At 60.6% G+C, this 21,298-nt stretch carries 19 protein-coding genes; 6 read left to right on the top strand and 13 right to left on the bottom strand.

Annotation, left to right across the window (positions count from 1 at the left end; all coding sequences use genetic code 11):
• Positions 1-80: 80 nt before the first annotated feature.
• Entirely contained in the window at positions 81-2,090 is a 2,010-nt protein-coding gene (rep, locus tag K5E40_RS11725) for a DNA helicase Rep (protein ID WP_221730868.1), read from the top strand.
• 60 nt (positions 2,091-2,150) lie between these two features.
• Positions 2,151-2,723 (top strand): xanthine phosphoribosyltransferase, encoded by a 573-nt coding sequence (locus K5E40_RS11730; protein ID WP_007920398.1) that lies wholly within the window; start codon positions 2,151-2,153, stop codon positions 2,721-2,723.
• A 126-nt stretch (positions 2,724-2,849) separates the two neighbouring features.
• Here K5E40_RS11730 and K5E40_RS11735 read toward each other — a convergent pair whose 3' ends face one another.
• From K5E40_RS11735 to dadA, 6 genes are all read right to left on the bottom strand, one after another.
• Complete coding sequence (locus K5E40_RS11735; RefSeq protein ID WP_221730869.1) at positions 2,850-4,772, bottom strand: acetyl-CoA hydrolase/transferase C-terminal domain-containing protein; 1,923 nt, start codon at positions 4,770-4,772, stop codon at positions 2,850-2,852.
• A gap of 135 nt (positions 4,773-4,907) precedes the next feature.
• Entirely contained in the window at positions 4,908-5,324 is a 417-nt protein-coding gene (locus K5E40_RS11740) for a cytochrome c5 family protein (RefSeq protein ID WP_221730929.1), read from the bottom strand.
• Positions 5,325-5,506: 182 nt separating this feature from the next.
• A complete protein-coding gene (locus tag K5E40_RS11745) occupies positions 5,507-6,055 on the bottom strand; it encodes a cupin domain-containing protein (RefSeq protein WP_221730870.1) in 549 nt (182 codons plus the stop codon).
• Positions 6,056-6,143: 88 nt separating this feature from the next.
• On the bottom strand, positions 6,144-7,217 hold the full coding sequence (alr, locus tag K5E40_RS11750; protein WP_221730871.1) for an alanine racemase: 1,074 nt from the start codon (positions 7,215-7,217) through the stop codon (positions 6,144-6,146).
• 94 nt (positions 7,218-7,311) lie between these two features.
• Positions 7,312-7,665 (bottom strand): RidA family protein, encoded by a 354-nt coding sequence (locus tag K5E40_RS11755; RefSeq protein WP_221730872.1) that lies wholly within the window; start codon positions 7,663-7,665, stop codon positions 7,312-7,314.
• On the bottom strand, positions 7,637-8,941 hold the full coding sequence (gene dadA, locus K5E40_RS11760) for a D-amino acid dehydrogenase (protein ID WP_221730873.1): 1,305 nt from the start codon (positions 8,939-8,941) through the stop codon (positions 7,637-7,639). The genes K5E40_RS11755 and dadA overlap by 29 nt, the downstream gene beginning before the upstream one ends.
• 153 nt (positions 8,942-9,094) lie before the next feature.
• Between dadA and K5E40_RS11765 the strand changes: the two genes are divergently transcribed.
• A complete protein-coding gene (locus tag K5E40_RS11765; protein ID WP_221730874.1) occupies positions 9,095-9,583 on the top strand; it encodes an Lrp/AsnC ligand binding domain-containing protein in 489 nt (162 codons plus the stop codon).
• A 112-nt stretch (positions 9,584-9,695) separates the two neighbouring features.
• On the opposite strand, the gene K5E40_RS11770 is transcribed toward K5E40_RS11765, so the two are convergent.
• Positions 9,696-10,049 (bottom strand): YkgJ family cysteine cluster protein, encoded by a 354-nt coding sequence (locus K5E40_RS11770; protein ID WP_221730875.1) that lies wholly within the window; start codon positions 10,047-10,049, stop codon positions 9,696-9,698.
• Between the two features lie 147 nt (positions 10,050-10,196).
• Here K5E40_RS11770 and K5E40_RS11775 point away from each other — a divergent pair, with 147 nt between their 5' ends.
• On the top strand, positions 10,197-11,507 hold the full coding sequence (locus K5E40_RS11775; RefSeq protein ID WP_221730876.1) for an FAD-binding oxidoreductase: 1,311 nt from the start codon (positions 10,197-10,199) through the stop codon (positions 11,505-11,507).
• A gap of 116 nt (positions 11,508-11,623) precedes the next feature.
• Here K5E40_RS11775 and K5E40_RS11780 read toward each other — a convergent pair whose 3' ends face one another.
• The gene (locus K5E40_RS11780) at positions 11,624-11,869 is read right to left on the bottom strand and encodes a DUF1127 domain-containing protein (RefSeq protein WP_221730877.1); all 246 of its coding nucleotides are present in this window, start codon (positions 11,867-11,869) and stop codon (positions 11,624-11,626) included.
• A 179-nt stretch (positions 11,870-12,048) separates the two neighbouring features.
• Here K5E40_RS11780 and K5E40_RS11785 point away from each other — a divergent pair, with 179 nt between their 5' ends.
• Positions 12,049-13,473 (top strand): PLP-dependent aminotransferase family protein, encoded by a 1,425-nt coding sequence (locus tag K5E40_RS11785; protein WP_221730878.1) that lies wholly within the window; start codon positions 12,049-12,051, stop codon positions 13,471-13,473.
• Positions 13,474-13,611: 138 nt separating this feature from the next.
• Here the strand turns inward: K5E40_RS11785 and K5E40_RS11790 are convergent, their stop codons facing one another.
• The 4 genes from K5E40_RS11790 to K5E40_RS11805 form a co-directional block, all read right to left on the bottom strand.
• Positions 13,612-14,151 carry a hypothetical protein gene (locus K5E40_RS11790; RefSeq protein ID WP_221730879.1) on the bottom strand — a complete coding sequence of 180 codons (540 nt, stop codon included), beginning with the start codon at positions 14,149-14,151 and terminating at the stop codon, positions 13,612-13,614.
• A 14-nt stretch (positions 14,152-14,165) separates the two neighbouring features.
• Positions 14,166-16,607, bottom strand: a complete 2,442-nt coding sequence (locus K5E40_RS11795) for a fimbria/pilus outer membrane usher protein (protein WP_221730880.1) — start codon at positions 16,605-16,607, stop codon at positions 14,166-14,168.
• The gene (locus K5E40_RS11800) at positions 16,607-17,314 is read right to left on the bottom strand and encodes a fimbria/pilus chaperone family protein (RefSeq protein ID WP_221730881.1); all 708 of its coding nucleotides are present in this window, start codon (positions 17,312-17,314) and stop codon (positions 16,607-16,609) included. Before K5E40_RS11800 ends, K5E40_RS11795 begins: the two co-directional genes overlap by 1 nt.
• Before the next feature lie 163 nt (positions 17,315-17,477).
• A complete protein-coding gene (locus K5E40_RS11805; RefSeq protein ID WP_221730882.1) occupies positions 17,478-18,137 on the bottom strand; it encodes a DUF1120 domain-containing protein in 660 nt (219 codons plus the stop codon).
• Positions 18,138-18,469: 332 nt separating this feature from the next.
• On the opposite strand from K5E40_RS11805, the gene K5E40_RS11810 reads away from it, so the two are divergent.
• Positions 18,470-20,038, top strand: a complete 1,569-nt coding sequence (locus tag K5E40_RS11810; protein WP_221730883.1) for a phospholipase D family protein — start codon at positions 18,470-18,472, stop codon at positions 20,036-20,038.
• 30 nt (positions 20,039-20,068) lie between these two features.
• Here the strand turns inward: K5E40_RS11810 and K5E40_RS11815 are convergent, their stop codons facing one another.
• The gene (locus K5E40_RS11815) at positions 20,069-21,214 is read right to left on the bottom strand and encodes an MFS transporter (protein ID WP_221730884.1); all 1,146 of its coding nucleotides are present in this window, start codon (positions 21,212-21,214) and stop codon (positions 20,069-20,071) included.
• Positions 21,215-21,298 lie beyond the last annotated feature (84 nt).

A 21,298-nucleotide genomic window follows, 5' to 3' on the forward strand; every position in this document is an offset into this window, starting at 1 on the left:
CACAAGTCGGACAGAGCAGCACAATTCTCTGAGCCTGTTAAAATGCCGGCCCATTTCGTCAACGACTCCCGAATTTTCGTATGTCCCGACTCAATCCCCGGCAGCAAGAAGCCGTGAACTACGTCGGCGGCCCTCTATTGGTGCTCGCCGGTGCTGGCTCCGGCAAGACCAGCGTGATCACGCGCAAAATCGCGCACCTGATCCAGAACTGCGGCATCCGCGCCCAGTACATCGTCGCCATGACCTTTACCAACAAGGCCGCACGCGAGATGAAAGAGCGGGTCGGCACCCTACTGCGGGCCGGCGAGGGGCGTGGCCTGACGGTCTGCACCTTCCACAACCTGGGCCTGAACATCATCCGCAAGGAACACGCGCGGCTGGGCTACAAACCCGGTTTCTCGATTTTCGACGAGACCGACGTGAAGTCCTTGATGACCGATATCATGCAAAAGGAATACGCGGGCGAGGACGGCGTCGACGAGATCAAGAACATGATCGGCGCCTGGAAAAACGACCTGATCCTGCCGCCCCAGGCGCTGGAGAACGCACGTAATCCCAAGGAGCAGACCGCCGCCATCGTCTACACCCACTATCAGCGCACGCTCAAGGCGTTCAACGCGGTGGACTTCGACGACCTGATTCTGCTGCCGGTGAAGCTCTTCGAAGAGCACGCCGACATTCTCGAAAAGTGGCAGAACAAGGTGCGTTACCTGCTGGTCGACGAATACCAGGACACCAACGCCAGCCAGTACCTGCTGGTGAAAATGCTCATCGGCAAGCGTAACCAGTTCACCGTGGTGGGCGACGACGACCAGTCGATCTACGCCTGGCGCGGTGCGCGCCCGGAAAACCTGATGCTGCTCAAGGACGACTATCCGTCCCTGAAAGTGGTGATGCTGGAGCAGAACTACCGCTCCACCAGCCGCATTCTGCGTTGCGCCAACGTGCTGATCTCGAACAACCCGCACGAATTCGAAAAACAGCTGTGGAGTGAGATGGGCCACGGCGACGAGATCCGTGTGATCCGCTGCCGCAACGAGGACGCCGAAGCCGAGCGCGTGGCCATGGAAATCCTCAGCCTGCACTTGCGCACCGACCGGCCGTACAGCGATTTCGCGATCCTCTATCGCGGTAACTATCAGGCCAAACTGATCGAACTGAAGTTGCAGCACCACCAGGTGCCTTACCGCTTGAGCGGCGGCAACAGCTTCTTCGGCCGCCAGGAAGTAAAAGACCTGATGGCCTACTTCCGGCTGATCGTGAACCCGGATGACGACAACGCCTTCCTGCGGGTGATCAACGTGCCGCGCCGCGAAATCGGCTCGACCACCCTGGAAAAACTCGGCAACTACGCCACCGAACGCAAGATCTCGATGTACGCCGCCACCAACGAAATCGGTCTGGGCGAGCATCTCGACAGCCGCTTCACCGATCGCCTCTCGCGTTTCAAGCGCTTCATGGACAAGGTCCGTGAGCAGTGCGCCGGCGAAGATCCGATCTCAGCCCTGCGCAGCATGGTCATGGACATCGACTACGAGAACTGGCTGCGCACCAACAGCTCCAGTGACAAGGCTGCCGATTACCGGATGAGCAACGTCTGGTTCCTGATCGAGGCGTTGAAAAACACCCTTGAGAAGGACGAAGAAGGCGAAATGACTGTCGAAGACGCCATCGGCAAACTGGTCCTGCGCGACATGCTCGAGCGCCAGCAGGAAGAAGAGGACGGCGCCGAAGGCGTGCAGATGATGACCCTGCATGCGTCCAAGGGTCTGGAATTCCCCTACGTGTTCATCATGGGCATGGAAGAGGAAATCCTCCCGCACCGCTCCAGCATCGAAGCCGACACCATCGAAGAAGAACGCCGTCTGGCCTACGTGGGCATCACCCGCGCCCGTCAGACCCTGGCCTTCACCTTCGCCGCCAAGCGCAAGCAGTACGGCGAGATCATCGATTGCGCGCCCAGCCGTTTCCTCGATGAGCTGCCACCGGACGATCTGGCGTGGGAAGGCAACGACGACACACCGACCGAAGTCAAAGCCGTGCGCGGCAACAACGCATTGGCCGATATACGCGCGATGCTAAAGCGCTAGAATTGACCACTTTTTTTTACTAGACCTTCGGCGCACAAAGCGCCAAATGAGGACAGCTTCATGGAAGCATTGCACCAGAAAATCCGCGAACAAGGCATCGTGCTTTCCGACCAGGTCCTGAAGGTCGACGCCTTCCTGAACCACCAGATCGACCCGGCCCTGATGAAGCTGATCGGCGACGAATTCGCCTCGCTGTTCAAGGATTCCGGCATCACCAAGATCGTCACCATCGAAGCGTCGGGCATCGCCCCGGCGATCATGACCGGTCTGAACCTCGGCGTGCCGGTGATCTTCGCCCGCAAGCAACAGTCCCTGACCCTGACCGAAAACCTGCTGTCGGCGACCGTTTATTCGTTCACCAAAAAGACCGAAAGCACCGTGGCCATCTCCCCGCGTCACCTGACCAGCAGCGACCGCGTGCTGATCATCGACGACTTTTTGGCCAACGGTAAGGCATCCCAGGCGCTGATTTCGATCATCAAGCAGGCTGGCGCCACCGTCGCCGGCCTGGGCATTGTGATCGAGAAGTCGTTCCAGGGCGGCCGCGCCGAGCTGGATTCACAGGGCTACCGCGTTGAATCGCTGGCTCGCGTTAAATCGCTGAAGGACGGCGTCGTAACCTTCATCGAATAAAGCCACACCGCCCCCCTGTGGGAGCGGGCTTGCTCGCGAATGCTTAGTGTCAGTCGAGATCCTGGTTGACTGATTCACCGCTTTCGCGAGCAAGCCCGCTCCCACAGTTGGTTTTGCAGCAGGCCGTTAGTTCGCAGTGGCTTTGAGGCCCGTGAGCAGCAGGCGCTGGAACAGGTCATCCTTTAACCCTTCCGGATTCTTGAGCTGCATCCGCTCCAGGTGTTCAGGGAATGTTGAAGCGTCTGGCGCATCCAGCGCAGCCTTGCCCAGTTCCAGAATCTCAGTCAGCTTGAACTTGCTCTTCAACCAGTTCAGCGCCCGCAACAGATCCCGCTCGATCATCGTGAAATCACAGCCCAACGGATACTCCGGAAACAGGTTCGGGTGTCGCGCGGCAATCGCCTGCAAGCGTTGCGGTGTGTTATCGGCAAATCGCGGATCAATACGGAAATCCTTCGGCAGTTTGCCGACTGTCTGTGCCTGTTCGATCAGCCCCGCCTGGAAGCGCGAATCGCTGATATTGAGCAACGCCTCGATCACCGCTGCGTCGGTCTTGCCGCGCAGATCGGCAATGCCGTACTCGGTCACCACGATATCGCGCAGATGACGCGGGATGGTGCAGTGGCCGTACTCCCAGACAATGTTCGAACTCACGTCGCCACCGGACTCGCGCCAACTGCGCAGGATCAGAATCGAGCGTGCATCGTGCAACGCGTGGCCCTGAGCGACGAAGTTGTATTGCCCACCGACACCGCTGAGCACCCGTCCGTCTTCCAGTTGATCGGCCACACCCGCGCCGAGCAAGGTCATGGTGAACACCGTGTTGATGAATCGCGCATCGAGGCGCTGCAGACGCTTGAGTTCTTCCTGCCCGTACAGTTCGTTGATATAGCTGATGCGGGTCATGTTGAATTCGAGGCGCTTGCTCTGGGGCAGCTCACGCAAGCGCTCGTAGAAACTGCGCGGGCCGAGGAAGAAGCCGCCGTGCACCGAGATGCCGTCAGGCTGCGCTGACTCGTCGAGGGTGCCGGCGTTGGCCTGCTCTTGCGTGTGCACGTCCGGGTAGACCTTGCGCCGGATGATCCCTGCGTCCGCCAGGACCAGCAGGCCGTTGACGAACATTTCACTGCATCCGTACAAGCCTTTGGCGAACGGTGCGGTGCCGCCCTCGCGTTCAATCAATTGCGCCCACTGGCTGACATTCACGTCGGCCAGCAATGCCCGATATCCGGCGTTATCCGCCTGGCGTGCCAGCAACGCAGCCGTCAGTGCATCGCCCATAGAACCAATGCCAACCTGCAACGTGCCGCCGTCACGCACCAGCGTACTGGCATGCAGGCCGATGAAATGATCCTGAAAGCCAACCGGCATGTTCGGCGTGGAAAACAATGTGGTGCTGTCCTTCTCGTCGATCAAAAAGTCGAAGGTGTCGATATCGACCTCGGCATCGCCGGGCATGTACGGCAAATCGGTATGCACTTGGCCGACCAGCAAAATCGTCTCTCCCGCCGCGCGACGCTTGGCGATCATCGGCAACAGGTCGAGGGTGATGTCCGGGTTGCAACTCAGGCTCAAGCGGTCGGGATGCTCACTGCTGCTGGCGAGCAACTGCGCGACCAGGTTCAGGCCGGCGGCGTTGATGTCGCGGGCGGCATGGCTGTAATTACTGCTGACATAGTCCTGCTGGGCCGGGGGACTATTGAGCAGGCTGCCGGGCTGCATGAAAAACTGTTCGATGCGGATGTTGGCGGGCAGGCTGTCGCGGTGCAGGTCAGCGAGGAAATCGAATTCCGGGTAATCGCCGAAGACGCGCTCTACGAAGGGCTCGATGAAGCGTTTCTGCAACCCGTCGCCAAGGCTCGGCCGACCCAGACACAGGGCGGTGTAGATCGTCAGTTGTCGCTCCGGAAGTTCCTTGAGCCGCCGGTACAGCGCGTTGACGAAATGATTGGGTTTGCCCAGCCCCAGCGGCAAGCCCATGTGGATATGCGCCGGCAACCGTGCGAGCACGTCATCCACTGCCTGTTCGATCGAACACAACTGCACCATCTGAAGCCTCCCGCCCTTTGCGTCAATAGAGGTAGACCGAGCTTGCCGCTACTTTGCTGCAATGAACAGCCCAGGGTCTGAATCGCAGGCACAAAAAAACCGTCCGAAGACGGTTTTTTCCATCAAAAGAGCGCCTTACTTCAGGCCGGACATCTTCTGGATAGCGCCCTTGAGCTCGTCATCCGTGCAGTCGGCGCAGGTGCCTTTCGGCGGCATCGAGTTAATGCCAGTGATGGCTTTGGCCAGGATGCCGTCGAGACCGCCCTGGTGATCGGCGCGTTCTTTCCAGGCGGCGGTGTCACCGATTTTCGGTGCGCCCAGCAGACCTGTGCCGTGGCAAGCGTTGCAATGTTTGGCAATCACTTCGTCCGGGGTTTTCGCCCCGCCACCGCCGCCGGCGGTCGCTGCCACTTCCATCCCTTTGCATTCCTGACCTTGTACACACACCTGGCCTACGGGCTCCAGGCGCTTGGCAATGTCGTCATTCGTCGCAGCTTGAGCGCTGACAGCCCAGAGGGCCAGTACGGTTGCTGGTGCAGCCAGCATTTTCATAATTAGGTTCACGCGTTCACCCTCAATGGTGGCTATTCACGCCTGCGGCCACGGTTCGCAGGCGGGCGCAAGTATAGCGGGTAGCCCGCCACACTGAAACAACCCCAAAGTTAAAGGGGTCTTGTTGCACATCGCTAAAACGGTTCGGGTGCCTTCGCCATAGTGGCCTGGCGCCTCTTTGTTTAAAAATTCGCCGGCGTGGCTGCGCTGATTAGTCGCGCGGGCAAGTCGAACGGATTGCGGAAACGATGCGGCTTGGTACTTTCAAAATAGTAGCTGTCGCCGGCTTCGAGAATAAAAGTTTCGAGGCCCACCACCAGTTCCAGACGACCTTCCACCAGAATCCCGGTTTCCTCACCCTCGTGAGTGAGCATCTCTTCGCCGGTGTCGGCGCCTGGTGGGTAGATTTCGTTGAGGAATGCGATGGCCCGGCTCGGGTGTGCACGGCCGACCAGTTTCATGGTCACGGCGCCGTCGGAAATGTCGATCAGCTCGTTGGCCTTGTAGACGATCTGAGTCGGTTGTTCCTGCAGGATTTCTTCGGAGAAGAACTCGACCATGGACATGGGAATGCCGCCCAGAACCTTCCTCAGCGAACTGATCGAAGGGCTGACGCTGTTCTTTTCGATCATCGAAATGGTGCTGTTGGTGACGCCCGCGCGCTTGGCGAGTTCACGCTGGGAAAGCCCTTTGAGCTTGCGGATCGATTGCAGTCGTTCACCGACGTCCAAGGCTGGAGCCTCCTGATGTTGTAAGAATATTGAGCGTTATCATGGCGACAGCGTTCAGTATTTACAACACTTGGGCCCACCAGCAGCCTCAACCCTCGGAATAGAGCCTTGGCACCCGACGCAGGTTGCAGAAGATCTGGTAAGGAATGGTGTCGGCCCACTTCGCCACTTCGCTGGCGAGGATGTTTTTGCCCCACAGCTCGACAGTCGAACCCAGCTCGGCTTCCGGCACATCCGTCAGGTCGATGCACAGCATGTCCATCGATACCCGTCCGAGTAGGCGGCTGCGTTTGCCGGCCACCAACACAGGCGTGCCGGTCGGTGCCTGACGCGGGTAGCCATCGGCGTAACCCATGGCGACCACGCCGATGCGCATCGGTTTATCCGTGATGAATTTGGCGCCGTAGCCAATGGGTTCGCCGGCCGGCAATTCGCGTACGCAGATAACTTTTGATTCGAGAGTCATCACCGGTTGCAGGCGCTCGGCCAGGGCGTTGGCGTCTTCGAACGGTGTGGCGCCGTAAAGCATGATGCCCGGGCGTACCCAGTCGCTGTGGATCTGCGGCCAACCGAGCACGGCGGGCGAGTTGCGTAGGCTGACTTCGGCGGCGAGACCCAGGCGCGCGGCTTCGAAGACCGCGACTTGATCGGTGCTGCTCTGCCCGTGCAGTTCATCGGCACGGGCGAAGTGACTCATCAGCACGATCTTCGCCACTTTGCCGCTGGCGAGCAGTCGTTGATAGGCCGCCTGGTAATCCTTGGGATGCAGACCGACACGGTGCATGCCGGAATCGAGCTTCAACCACACAGTGATCGGTTTGCTCAGCGCGGCCTGCTCGATCGCTTCGAGCTGCCACAGCGAATGCACCACACACCAGAAATCGTGCTCAACGATCAGCGCCAGCTCATCGGCCTCGAAAATCCCTTCAAGCAACAACACCGGGGCACGAATACCGGCGGCGCGCAGTTCCAAAGCCTCTTCGATGCACGCGACGGCAAAACCGTCAGCCTCAGCTTCCAGCGCTTGGGCGCAGCGTACCGCGCCGTGGCCGTAGGCATCGGCCTTGATCACCGCGAGCGCCTTGGCGCCGGTGACTTCGCGGGCAATTTGGTAATTGTGACGCAGGGCTTGAAGGTCGATCAGGGCACGGGCAGGACGCATGGCGGCAGACTTCTAGGCGGTCATGGGAATAAAAACCGGCGCTGGCTGACGGGGTGAACCGCTGACAGCACCGGCAGAGGGATCTTTGAAACGGTTACGGCAGCGCGGCGACGATGGATATCTCGACCAGGATGCTCGGCTTGGCCATCTTCGCCTCGACAGTGGCACGGGCCGGCGCGGCGCCTTTGGGCAGCCACTGATCCCACACTGAGTTCATTGCGGCAAAGTGCGCCTCAATGTCGTTCAGGTAGATCGTCGCCGACAGCAGATGCTGTTTGTCAGTCCCGGCCAGATCCAGCAACCGCTCGATGTTGGCAAGGACATCGCGGGTCTGCTGTTCAATCCCGGCATCGAAGTCGTCGCCGACCTGCCCGGCCAAAAACACGGTGCCGTTGTGGCTGACGATCTGACTCATGCGCTCATTGGTGAGCTGGCGATGGATTGACATGCTGGGTCGACTCCTGGTTTTTGCTGCCATAACGGGAAATATCGAGGCCTTCGGCACTGATCTGCGGCTTTTTCTTCGCCATCAGGTCGGCCAACAAACGACCGGAACCGCACGCCATGGTCCAACCGAGCGTGCCGTGACCGGTGTTGAGGAACAGGTTCTTGAACGGTGTGGCGCCCACAATCGGCGTGCCGTCCGGCGTGGTCGGACGCAGGCCGGTCCAGAAACTCGCCTCGGCCAGATTGCCGCCCTGAGGATAAAGGTCGTTGACGATCATCTCCAGGGTTTCGCGTCGACGCGGGTTCAGCGACAGGTCAAAACCGGCAATCTCGGCCATGCCACCGACGCGGATGCGGTTGTCGAAACGGGTGATCGCGACCTTGTAGGTCTCGTCGAGAATGGTCGAGGTGGGGGCCATCGCCGGGTTCGTGATCGGCACGGTCAGCGAGTAACCCTTGAGCGGGTAAACAGGCGCCTTGATGCCCAACGGCTTGAGCAACTGCGGCGAGTAGCTGCCGAGGGCCAGGACATAGCGGTCAGCGGTTTCCAGCTTGCCGTCGATCCACACGCCGTTGATGCGATCACCGGCGTAGTCGAGCTTTTGGATGTCTTGGCCGAAACGGAATTCAACACCCAGCTTCACAGCCATTTCGGCGAGACGGGTGGTGAACATCTGGCAGTCGCCGGTCTGGTCGTTCGGCAGGCGCAGCGCGCCGGCGAGGATGTCAGTAACGCCAGCCAGCGCTGGCTCGACCCGGGCGATGCCGGCGCGATCCAGAACTTCGAACGGCACACCGGATTCTTTCAGCACGGCGATGTCTTTGGCGGCGCCGTCGAGTTGTGCCTGGGTGCGGAACAATTGGGTGGTGCCGAGGCTTCGGCCTTCGTAAGCGATGCCGGTTTCAACGCGTAATTCGTCGAGGCAATCGCGGCTGTACTCGGACAGACGCACCATGCGCTCTTTGTTCACCGCGTATCGGCTGGCGGTGCAGTTGCGCAGCATTTGCGCCATCCACAGGTATTGGTCGATGTCGGCGGTGGCCTTGATCGCCAGCGGTGCGTGGCGTTGCAGCAGCCATTTGATGGCCTTGAGCGGCACACCCGGCGCGGCCCACGGCGAGGCATAACCCGGCGAAACCTGGCCGGCGTTGGCGAAACTGGTCTCCATGGCCGCGGCGGGCTGCCGGTCGACCACCACCACTTCAAACCCGGCACGGGCCAGATAATAAGCACTGGCGGTACCGATGACGCCGCTACCCAAGACCATGACGCGCATTTTTGTATCCCTCATCGCGGCTGACCGCCGACGTGTTGTTAGAGCAATGATGAGCGCAGTGTAAAAAATAAATGCCAGTGCTTTTCACTATATAAGCGCCTATATTTGGCGACAATTCTCGGCAAAAACCCTTTTCACGGAGGCGCATCCCCTATGCGTACCAACACTCAGACCAAACGTGAGCTGGACAAGATCGACCGCAACATCTTGCGGATCCTGCAGGCGGACGGGCGGATTTCCTTTACCGAACTCGGGGAAAAAGTCGGCCTCTCCACCACGCCGTGCACCGAACGGGTTCGACGTCTGGAGCGCGAAGGGATCATCATGAGCTACAACGCTCGGCTCAATCCTCAGCACTTGAAGGGTAGTCTGTTGGTATTTGTCGAGATCAGCCTCGACTACAAATCCGGCGATACTTTCGAAGAGTTCCGACGTGCGGTGCTGAAATTGCCCCATGTGCTGGAATGTCATTTGGTATCAGGGGATTTCGATTATCTGGTGAAAGCGCGAATTTCCGAGATGGCCTCGTATCGCAAGTTGCTCGGCGACATCCTGCTCAAGCTGCCGCATGTGCGGGAGTCGAAGAGCTATATCGTGATGGAAGAGGTTAAGGAAAGTTTGAGCCTGCCGGTTCCTGACTGAGCTTGACGGTGCCTGTACCGGCCTCTTCGCGAGCATGCCCATGCTGGAATGCATTCCAAATGTGCGGGCGGGCTTGCTCGCAAGGGCCGCGACTCGGTCAACAGTGAACCCGTTAAACCAACACCTGCCGATTCGCCGCCATGTACTCGAAGATTTGCTTTTCAGCGCGCGGATGAATCAACTCGACCGGGCCCCGACCATTCGGGCATGGCAAGGTTTTGGTGGTACCAAACAACCGGCAAATCAGCGGCCGCTCGCCATATACCGTGCAGCCATTCGGCCCCAGGTGCACACAGTTCAGTTCTTCCATCGCCGCATCCTGCTCGGCACGGGTCTTGCGCGGCAGGCGGGCCATCTCCTCGGGTGAAGTGGTCACTGGCCCGCAGCAGTCATGGCAGCCCGGCACGCACTCGAATGTGGGGATCTGCTGACGCAGGGTGCGGATTTTCTGGCTGTTGCAGCTCATCGAAACAGTGACCTACGGAGAATAGGCGGCAATTGTGCCGCAAAAGCCGTGATCCAGACAGCAACGGGCGACCAGTGTTGCCCGTCTTCGGGCGTGCGGCTTATGCTCCGTCAAATTTTCTCGACACTTAGCCGTTGGATGATGCCCATGAATGCCCGCGCCCGAAACCTCGCGAGCCAACCCCACGTTGCCTCCTACTATGCCGCCAGCAGCCTGCCGCAGCCCGATCACCCAAGACTGCAAGGCGAAGTGATTGCAGACGTGTGCGTGGTGGGCGGCGGGTTTTCCGGGCTGAACACGGCACTGGAGCTGGCCGAACGCGGTCTCAGCGTGGTGTTGCTGGAGGCGCACAGGATTGGCTGGGGCGCCAGTGGTCGTAACGGCGGGCAGTTGATTCGCGGGGTCGGCCACGGTCTCGATCAATTTGCCAATGTCATCGGCACCGACGGCGTGCGGCAGATGAAGCTCATGGGCCTGGAAGCGGTGGACATCGTCCGCCAGCGCGTCGAGCGTTTTCAGATCCAGTGCGACCTGACCTGGGGCTACTGCGACCTCGCCAACAAACCCGCCGACCTCGAAGGCTTTGCCCAAGACGCCGAAGAACTGCGCGGTCTGGGCTATCGCTACGAAACCCGTTTGCTGCAAGCCAATGAAATGCACACCGTGGTCGGTTCCAAACGCTACGTTGGCGGGCTGATCGACATGGGTTCCGGGCATCTTCACCCATTGAATCTGGCGTTGGGTGAAGCGGCAGCGGCGCAGCAACTGGGGGTGCAACTGTTCGAGCATTCGGCGGTGACCCGCATCGACTACGGCTCTGAAGTGAAGGTGCACACAGCGCAGGGTTCGGTACGCGCGAAAACGCTGGTGCTCGGTTGCAACGCCTACCTCAACAATCTCAACCCACAACTGAGCGGCAAAGTTTTGCCCGCCGGCAGCTACATCATCGCTACCGAGCCTTTGACTGAGGAGCTGGCGCACAGCTTGCTGCCGCAGAACATGGCGGTCTGCGATCAGCGGGTAGCACTGGATTACTACCGCCTCTCGGCCGATCGTCGCCTACTGTTCGGCGGCGCCTGCCATTACTCGGGGCGCGATCCGAAGGACATCGCCGCCTACATGCAGCCGAAGATGCTCCAAGTGTTTGCACAACTGGCCGGGGTGAAGATCGATTATCAGTGGGGCGGGATGATCGGCATCGGCGCCAACCGTCTGCCGCAGATTGGCCGGCTCAACGATCAGCCGAATGTGTATTACGCCCAGGCCTACTCCGGCCACGGGGTGAACGCCACGCACCTGGCGGGCAAACTGCTGGCTGAGGCGATCTGCGGGCAACACAGCGGCGGGTTTGATCTGTTTGCCAAGGTGCCGCACATCACTTTCCCGGGCGGCAAGCATCTGCGTTCGCCGCTGCTGGCGCTGGGGATGTTGTGGCATCGGCTCAAAGAGTTGGTCTGATATTTTTGTTGAGGCCTTGAATAAGCCTTCGCGAGCAAGTCCGCTCCCACACCAGGAATGCATTTCCCGTGGGAGCGGGATTGCTCGCGAAGAGGCCCGCAAAAACAATACAGATTTCAGATCCGCCAGAACGGCTTCAACCCTTCCTCCTGCGCCTGCTCGCGGGTCAGCCCCACATCCTTGAGTTGCTCCGGCGTCAGGCCGAGCAACACCTTGCGCGTGTGCAGACGATGCCAGATCAGACCCCAGCGACTCAGGCCGGATGGCGCGTTGCGCATGGCCGCATTCCACGTACTGTCCTCCTGCCCTGCCACCAGTTCCTGACTGTGTAACGTCAGCCGCACATCGCTCAAGCCGTTCATTTTTGTCGCTCCTGTTTACTTGGGTCGCCAGAGATTCCATGATGCGCGGGCCGGCAAAAGCATTACAGATCCAAACAATCTGCATTAACTCCATACAGATTTGCTGTTTCTGCCACTGAATTGTCGATTTACGCCGCATCTGTACTGGTTTATCGAATCATCTGCATCGAGGCAGTGCCATGACGCTTTATGTGAACCTCGCCGAACTGCTCGGCACGCGCATCGAACAAGGCTTCTACCGTCCGGGTGATCGCCTGCCGTCGGTGCGCGCCTTGAGCGTAGAACATGGCGTCAGTCTCAGCACGGTGCAGCAGGCTTATCGCGTGCTCGAGGACAGCGGCCTGGCCACACCGAAGCCCAAGTCCGGGTATTTCGTGCCGGTCGGTCGCGAGTTGCCGGAGCTGCCCGCCGTCGGGCGTCCGGCGCAGCGCCCGGTGGAGATCTCGCAGTGGGATCAGGTGTTGGAATTGATTCGCGCGGTGCCGCGCAAGGATGTGGTGCAACTCGGACGCGGGATGCCCGATATCACCTCGCCGACCATGAAACCGCTGCTGCGCGGACTGGCGCAGATCAGCCGCCGCCAGGGCATGCCCGGTCTGTATTACGACAACATCCACGGCACCCTCGAACTGCGCGAGCAGATCGCTCGGCTGATGCTCGACTCGGGTTGCCAGTTGAACGCCAGCGACCTCGTCATCACGACCGGTTGTCACGAAGCGCTGTCCACCAGCATCCGCGCGATCTGTGAACCCGGTGACATCGTCGCGGTGGATTCGCCGAGCTTTCACGGCGCCATGCAGACCCTCAAAGGCCTGGGCATGAAAGCCCTGGAAATCCCCACCGACCCGCTCACCGGCATCAGCCTCCAAGCCCTGGAACTGGCGCTGGAGCAATGGCCGATCAAAGCCATCCAGATCACCCCAAACTGCAACAACCCACTGGGCTACATCATGCCGGAGTCGCGCAAACGTGCGTTGTTGACGCTGGCGCAACGCTTTGACGTGGCGATCATCGAGGACGATGTATATGGCGAACTGGCCTACACCTACCCACGTCCGCGCACCATCAAATCCTTCGACGAAGACGGCCGCGTGCTGTTGTGCAGTTCATTTTCCAAGACACTGGCACCCGGGCTGCGTATTGGCTGGGTAGCACCCGGTCGTTATCTGGAACGGGTGCTGCACATGAAATACATCAGCACTGGCTCCACCGCGCCGCAACCACAGATTGCCATTGCCGAATTTCTCAAAGCAGGCCACTTCGAACCGCATTTACGCAGGATGCGCACACAATACCAGCGCAGTCGCGACGTAATGATTGACTGGGTCACGCGCTACTTTCCGGCGGGTACTCGCGCCAGTCGCCCGCAAGGCAGCTTCATTCTCTGGGTCGAATTGCCGGAGGGTTTTGACACGCTGAAACTCAATCGAGCCTTGCATGATCAGAACGTGCAGATTGCGGTCGGCAGCATTTTTTCCGCCTCGGGCAAGTACCGCAATTGCCTGCGAATGAACTACGCTGCCAAACCGACACCGCAGATCGAAGAGGCGGTGCGCAAGGTCGGCGCGGCGGCCACCAGGCTGCTCGCCGAGGAAGGCAACTGACACATAGGCTGTGGCGAGGGACCTTGCGCCCACTGGGCTGCGCAGCAGTCCTCCTCGTTCTCTGTAAAAGCGGGAGCAAGCCCCCTCACCACACCTGACGCTTCACTTCCCCTCATTTTTTAACCTAACAGCATGACCTTACTGACGAAAACTCAGCCGGGTTTCAAATCGGGTCAGGTCGCTGACCCGTGTGGCTGCCGAGGTGGCGTGCGCTTCCAGTTCCAGTTCGACTTCCAGGCTTCGGCCTTCAACACCCATTCCCGCGACCGCCGGTATCAGGCTGGCGCCAGGTTGCAGAGTGCGCGCATCCGCCGCGGGGGCCTGCCCGTCACTGATCCAGTCGACCGCTTTACCGTCCACCCGCACGGTTAGCACCCGCACGCTGAGCGTGCCCGCACCAAAGCGGTATTGCCCGGCATTAGCCGCTGGCGCGACCAGCGTCAAGCGCAACGGGCCTGGTTGTTCGCACTGGACGTTGGCCTGAGCACGACGCAATCCGAAACTCAATGGATCACCCGGCGGTGACTGCGCCAGCAGTTGCCCGCGTGTCGTGCGGCCAAAATCGACGACGGCCGGGCCCAGTCTGACGCTGCAATCGGACCGGGCCTGCGCCCATCCCATGTGCGTCAACAGGCACAGCCATACAACCCCTGCTACTCGGTTTTTGATGCCGTGCATGGTGCTTTCCTTTTTCAGACAGTCCGGCAGAGGGCCTGCGCGGTTTCGTACAGCGCATAAGGGTCACGCGCCTCGCTCATGGCGAACTCCAGTCGACAGCGTTGACCGTCCGGAAGGCGCAGATACAGTTCGAGGTCAGGCTGTACGTCGGACAGAAAAATCTGTCCGGCACCCAGCACGCTGGTGATGTATTGCTCCTGTGCGTCGAACACGCCGAGCCCCTTGTCGACCCACACGTTATCCACCGTGCGCACCTCTAACAGCACCCGCCGAGCCGTGACCATGTCGAACGCCAGGCGCGGCACCGCGCCACGTCCAGCCTCGACCTCCTGATAGGCGTTATGTACATCGACGTTGTGTCCCAGGCTGGCGGTGTCGATCTCCACACGCCCCTTGCTGTAGGCCGGCAGGCTGGCTGCCACGGCATGGCCGGAACGGTCGGTCCAGACCGGGCCCCGCGGGGTGATCAGGCGCACCCCGGCGCTGTCGCCCGCCTTGAGCAATGCGAAGGTCTCGCGCAGCGGATAAGGCGACAGCGTCACGCCGGCGTCATGCACCAGCGCACCGCCGCGCAGGCCGACGTCATAGCTCTCGTCACCGCTACCGCTGCGCGAGTAACCCGCATCCAGCTGACTGTATCGGGGCAACAGATTGACCCGCCCGTTGAAACCCGTTTGACCATTATCCGGCCGCTCGGCGCCGACGCTGTAGGCCAGGGTATCGCTGACTTGTTCGTTGAATCGCAGGCCGCTGCGCGTGCCGCCGACCGAGTCATTGCGCACGTAACCGCGCAACGTCCGCTGCGATCCCAGCGGTACACTCACGCTCAGATAAGCCGCCGTACCTCGGGCATCGTCCGCGACCCCGGCGATATCCCGCTCCAAGGTGAAAGAGACATTGGCCCGACGAATCATCTGCGACCAGGCAACGGCGACCCGTGAGGTCGCCGTGCCGTCGAACATTGAAAACCGCGAGTAGCTGCCAGAGAAACCGCCCAGAGTCAGACTGCCCGCACTGAGGCTCGCACTCAGTTGATTGCGCACGCGCTGGAACGGCTGATCATCGCGCGGGTTCCACGCGGTGTCGGACAGCGTGCGGAAATCCCGGGTCTGCTGAGTCAGCGCCAGACTGGCCGACAGCCTTTCGCCTAACAAACCATTCGCCGCCCACTGCACCTGGGTGCCGGACAGTGCTTGATCCTGGGCCCGCGACATCACCTGCCGACCGCTCAGTACGAGGCGCTCACCGACGGCGCCCTGCATCGCCCAACCCATCGATTGATAGCCGTTGCCGAACATCGCACCGGCCGTGGCCTGCCAGCGCGGGCTCAGGCGCCAGTCCTTACTGGCGGCAGCAAACGACGGTGCATCACGCGCGTCGCCGGCGTAGCGCCGCACCTTTCCCGCGGCCAGTCCATAGCCCGCCACCCTGCCCGGCAGCGCACTACGCCGTTGCGTCGCCGGGACAATAAAGCGCCGCTGCTGACCGTCCTCTTCGTGCACCGTGACCTCAAGATCCACGCTCTGACTGAGCAGTGGCAAACCCACCAGGGTGAAGGGGCCGCTGGGCACTAGGGTGGTATAGATCAGCGCACCGTTCTGGTTGACCTCGATTCTCGCGGCGGAGTAGGCAATGCCCTCGACTCTGGCTCCGGCGCTGTCCTCGTCCAGTTCCATCAGTGCCATCTCGGGCTGCACCTGAAAACCGTTGAATGCCTCACCGGAAAACAGCGGCGAGACCATGTTCAATTGCCCCAATTGAAGGTTGGCCTGATAGCGTTCCGAGGTGTGTGAAGCGTAGGCATACAGGTGTTCGAGGCTGCCCTGCCCGGCGAATTCGCTGTAAGCCTGACGGCTGCGAAAGGACCAGTCAGCCGTGTTCAAACCCAGTTCACTGTTGAGGCTGCGGTACTGGCTGGATTGCCCGGCGAACCGACTGCCGAGCAGCAAGGCATCGTAGTTGAACAGCCCGGCCGTACCGCCGTTGAAGAAACGCCGTTGCGCCGGATGATCGGGCAGCAGCGTATCGGTCGGCATCAGCAGATCGATGTGTTCCCGAGAAGGATCGGCTTGCACCACGGCTTGTGGAAACCGTCGGGCAAACAGTTCGCATCCCGAACCGGGCTCCGACTCGACGTGATCCGCCCTGATGCCGCCACGCGCCAGCAAAAGCGGCGCGAAACACAGATCGCCTGCTGCATCGAACGTCACCCGCAACCGCCCCTTGGGCACACCATTGACCGCCAGCGTTACGGTTTGCGCACCCTCGCGAAAACGCGGTGCCTGGCTGAAATACTCGGCCAGATGCGGATCCAGCCCGCGAGACCTGAGCACATCCTGATTGAACTGCACCGCGGCCGGCGCTGCCCGGGTGTCACTTGAAACGGCATGACGGTGCATCAGCGGACACACGCAAGTGATGACCAGCAAAACGCCAGCCCAGCGCCTCCCGTGCATCAGTCCAGCACCAACGGCGCGTCAACGTGCTCGATGGCAAATCCGTAAGTGGTCACCGGGAACAATCGGACTTGTGTCGGCTGACGGCCTGGGTCGACGGTACCGCTCAACGTCAGTTGCTCACCGGGCAACACGTACGTGCGCCCCAGATCGATCACCTGCTCTCCCGGCAGCAAATTCACCGCGTGGCCAAGACGCACGACATACGGACTGGGATTACGCACCTGGACCACGCTGCCCTGGCGCGTCCAGACCAGATGTTTCCAGGGTTCGCGGTCGACCGGTAATTTGGCCGGGCGCAGGATGACGGGAATGTTCTGCCGCACGCTCAGGCTTACCTGGGCTTTGCCGGTCGAGTCTTGCGGCGCGATGCCCTCGAACACCACACGCTTGAGGCGCTCGGTTTGCAGCGGTTCGGCGCTGCGCAGGATGAACCGCACACGCTGCGTGGTCCCGGGTTCGACGCGCGCCACCGGCGGCGTCAGTAATAACAGTGATTCGGTGTCTTGCGGCACGTCTTCGATGGAGGTGTGCAGCAGCGCCGGATGTGACTCGCTGTTGAGCACATTGATCCCTGCTTCACCGACGCCTTCATCGAGCACGACGACGGGCGTTTCGGGAACCATCCCCGCCGCCCGAACTGGATCGGGCACCCACAAAGAAACCAGCAACATGCTGGCGATGGTGTTGCGCACAAAGGCGTTCATGTAAGGCTCCACAGGCAAGCGCGCAGACGCCATCAGCGCCGGACAACGAGCCAGCCGATTGTGTTGATTGGAAATGACAAGCCTGGACGCCACCGAAGCCCATCGAGGGGTTCTGTGACTTATGCGGCACTGCCCGACCGCGGTTCGCGGCAGTGCCTTGCCCTCAGAGGTAGAGCAGTTCGAACGTCGCCGAACCGTTGAGTGAAATGTCAGAGGTAATCGGCAGACTCGACGTCGGGCCTATGACGGGCACCAGCGTCATGGGGAAGGTATGCACCATTCCGGGCAGAGGGCCTGCGGCCGTACTGCGCCCCCAGGAATAACGCAGGTTGCCCTCATAGTTTTTACCCAGGAGCGTGGCAGTCTCCGGTTCGCTCCAATTGGCGCTTGTACCTTGCTTGTACATCACACTCGACAACTCGCCATCGACGGAGGGTCTGCCGAATCGCAAGCCATAGCCGCCGATCTTGTTGCCGTCCACCTCACCGATGCCGAAGATGTACATCTTCCAATCGGTGCCATCGACAACGATGCCCGGCCGTTGAGTATGGGCCTGGTTGTCATGCACCTTGATGGCCATCGGCGCGGACGCCGAGCAACTGACGCTCAAGGTGATATTGCGGTTGGTCAGTTCGGTCTGACGATCGCGGTTCAGCGATGCGGCAGGGATGTTGCCCAGGTCTACCAAGTTGCCGCCGGAAAAAGCAGGGGTGCAGGAGGTCGGGATGATCGTCCCGGTAATGGTCAGATCTGTTGAGTCAGCCATGACCAGTGCTGGACAGAGCGCGCTTGCAACAGCCATTGCACGAAAGGTATTACGCATGAAAATTCTCACTCCATAAGAATCGAAAGATGACATTCATCTGCGCTTTTTCTGAGTAAAAACAGGAAAGATCCTGCATCAGAATCAGCGCCGTCATTATTCCGATTGCTGTATAGGAGTGATGTAAGGCGAAGTAACAATCGACACCGGAAAAATCGCTACAAGACGTAGCTGATGTGAGCCGGAAAATTCCTCAATCTGTTGAAGAACTTCCCTCCTGCCGACAGTCATAGACTACAAGCTGCTCTAGTTGGCGCGCCGGCTCCGCCGAATAACACGTCACGCCCGCCGTGCCATACTCCAGGCCCCGCCAACATTCGGAAAGATCTGACTTGAGTTCCAGACACGCCCTTGCGCTTGCACTGCTGGTCGCCCTGCTGCTGAGCGGGTGCACCACGCTCGATGTTCCCCGGACGCCAAGCCAGGCCCTGCCGGCGAAGGAATCTGCATTCGGTCGTTCAATTCAAACGCAGGCGGCGCCCCATCAGGGACAGTCCGGCTTCCGCCTGCTGTCCAACAGCACCGAAGCGTTCACTGCCCGCGCCGAACTGATCCGCCACGCGCAAACCAGTCTCGACTTGCAGTACTACATCGTCCACGACGGCATCAGTACGCGGATGCTGGTTGAGGAACTGCTCAAGGCTGCCGACCGTGGCGTGCGCGTACGAATCCTGCTCGACGACACCACCAGCGACGGCCTGGACCAGATCATCGCCACGCTGGCGGCGCATCCGCAGATCCAGATCCGCCTGTTCAACCCGCTGAATCTGGGGCGCAGCACTGGCGTGACCCGGGCGGCCGGGCGCCTGTTCAATCTGTCGCTGCAACACCGGCGAATGCACAACAAGCTGTGGCTGGCGGACAACAGCGCGGCCATCGTGGGTGGGCGTAATCTGGGCGACGAGTATTTCGATGCCGAGCCAAACCTGAATTTCACCGACATCGACATGCTCAGCATGGGACCTGTGGCCGAGCAACTCGGGCACAGCTTCGATCAGTACTGGAACAGCGCGCTGAGCAAACCGATCGAAGCATTTCTAACCAGCAAACCCTCAGCCAAGGATCTGCAGAACACCCGCACACGCCTGGAAGAATCGCTGGAGGACACCCGCAAGCAGAATCACGCGCTGTATCAGCAGTTGATGAAGTTCAAGACCGAACCACGCATGGACATCTGGCGCAAGGAGCTGATCTGGGCCTGGAACCAGGCGCTGTGGGATGCACCGAGCAAGGTGCTGGCCAAAGCTGAGCCTGATCCGCAATTGCTGCTGACCACGCAACTGGCGCCGGAGCTGAAGGGCGTCAGCAAAGAACTGATCATGGTTTCGGCGTACTTCGTACCCGGCCAGCCAGGGCTGGTGTACCTGACCGGACGTGCCGACGCGGGCGTTTCGGTGCAACTGCTGACCAATTCGCTGGAAGCCACCGATGTGCCGGCCGTACACGGCGGCTATGCCCCCTATCGCAAAGCGCTGCTGGAGCATGGCGTGAAACTGTTCGAGTTGCGTCGCCAGCCCGGTGATGGTGGCGGCAGCGGCCCGCATATTTTTTACAGCAAATCGTTTCGCGGCTCGGACTCCAGCCTGCACAGCAAGGCAATGATCTTCGACCGACAGAAGTCGTTCATCGGCTCATTCAACTTCGACCCGCGCTCAGTACTGTGGAACACCGAAGTCGGGGTGTTGGTGGACAGCCCTGAACTGGCCGAGCATGTGCGCGATTTGGCCCTGCAAGGCATGGCACCGGCATTGAGTTACGAGGCAACGCTTGAGAACGGGCAGATTGTCTGGGTGACCGAGGACAACGGCCAGATGCACACCCTGACCAAAGAACCGGGGAGTTGGTGGCGACGGTTCAATGCGTGGTTCAGCACCACCGTCGGCCTTGAGCGAATGCTGTAGCCACGGCCAGAGGTATTCCCCCGCAAGCATTCAGGCAGGCTCGGCCACCGCGCCAAACGCGCCTTGGCGCGACACCAGAATCACCAGGCCAAACGCCCCTGCCGCCATCAACAACGGCAGCGCATGGCCGCTGATCCACTGACTGCCCGCCCCCGCCGCCAATGGCCCGACCAGGCAGCCAACGCCCCACAGTTGCGCGATGTGCGCATTGGCACGCACCAGCGCATCGTCGCGATAACGCTCACCGATGAGGATCAGCGACAGCGTGAACAGTCCACCAGCGCTGGCGCCGAACAGCACCCACAACGGCCAGATCAACAGCGTATCGATCAGCAACGGAATCGCCAGACTCGACAGCAGCAACACGACGGCGCACCCGGTAAACAGCGTTCTGCGGGATAGACGATCAGCCAACGCACCAATCGGCAATTGCAGTAACGCATCGCCGACCACCACGGTACTGACCATCGCCAGGGCGATTTCTGCGGTGAAGCCTTGGCGCAGGCAATAAACAGGCAGCAGCGTCAGGATCATCGCCTCGAACGCCGCAAACAACGACACCGCCCAGGCAATCGCCGGCAGCTCGCGGGCGAAGCGCCACAGGTCACTGAACGTCACGCTGCTTGCTTCACTGCTCGGCGCACCACTGCGGCCCAGCAACAGCAAGGGCGAAATTGTCAGTAACACCACACCGACCCAGAAGCCGTAATCGTTATCGGTGCCGAGCGCTCCCAGCAGCAAGGGGCCAGACAATTGGCTCAGCGCATAGCTGCTGCCATACAGCGCCACCAGCCGCCCGCGCCATTGCTCGACCACCAGTTGGTTGATCCAGCTCTCGCCGAGGATGAAAACGATGGTCAGGATCACGCCGATCATCAGCCGCAACACCAGCCAGATCGGATAGCTCGGCAACAGCGCCAGCAAACCGATCGACAGCGCCCCGGCCCACAGGCACAGACGCATGAGATTGGCCGTGCCGAAACGCGCCGCCAGATGACTGGAGATCTTCGCCCCCAACAGCACGCCAATCGCCGGCATCGCCGCCATCACGCCGATGGCGAAGGCGCCATAACCCCAACCCTCCAGACGCAACGACACCAGCGGCATGCTGACCCCCAAGGCCAGACCGACGCTCAAGACAGACGCCAACACGGCGAAATACGTCGCCCAACGCATGTTCCACGCTCCTGTGGATATTCTTGTTTTCACCACAAAACCAATGTGGGAGCGAGCTTGCTCGCGAAGACGGTTTCACATTCA

Source organism: Pseudomonas baetica, assembly GCF_019733355.1.
GTDB lineage: Bacteria > Pseudomonadota > Gammaproteobacteria > Pseudomonadales > Pseudomonadaceae > Aquipseudomonas > Aquipseudomonas baetica_A.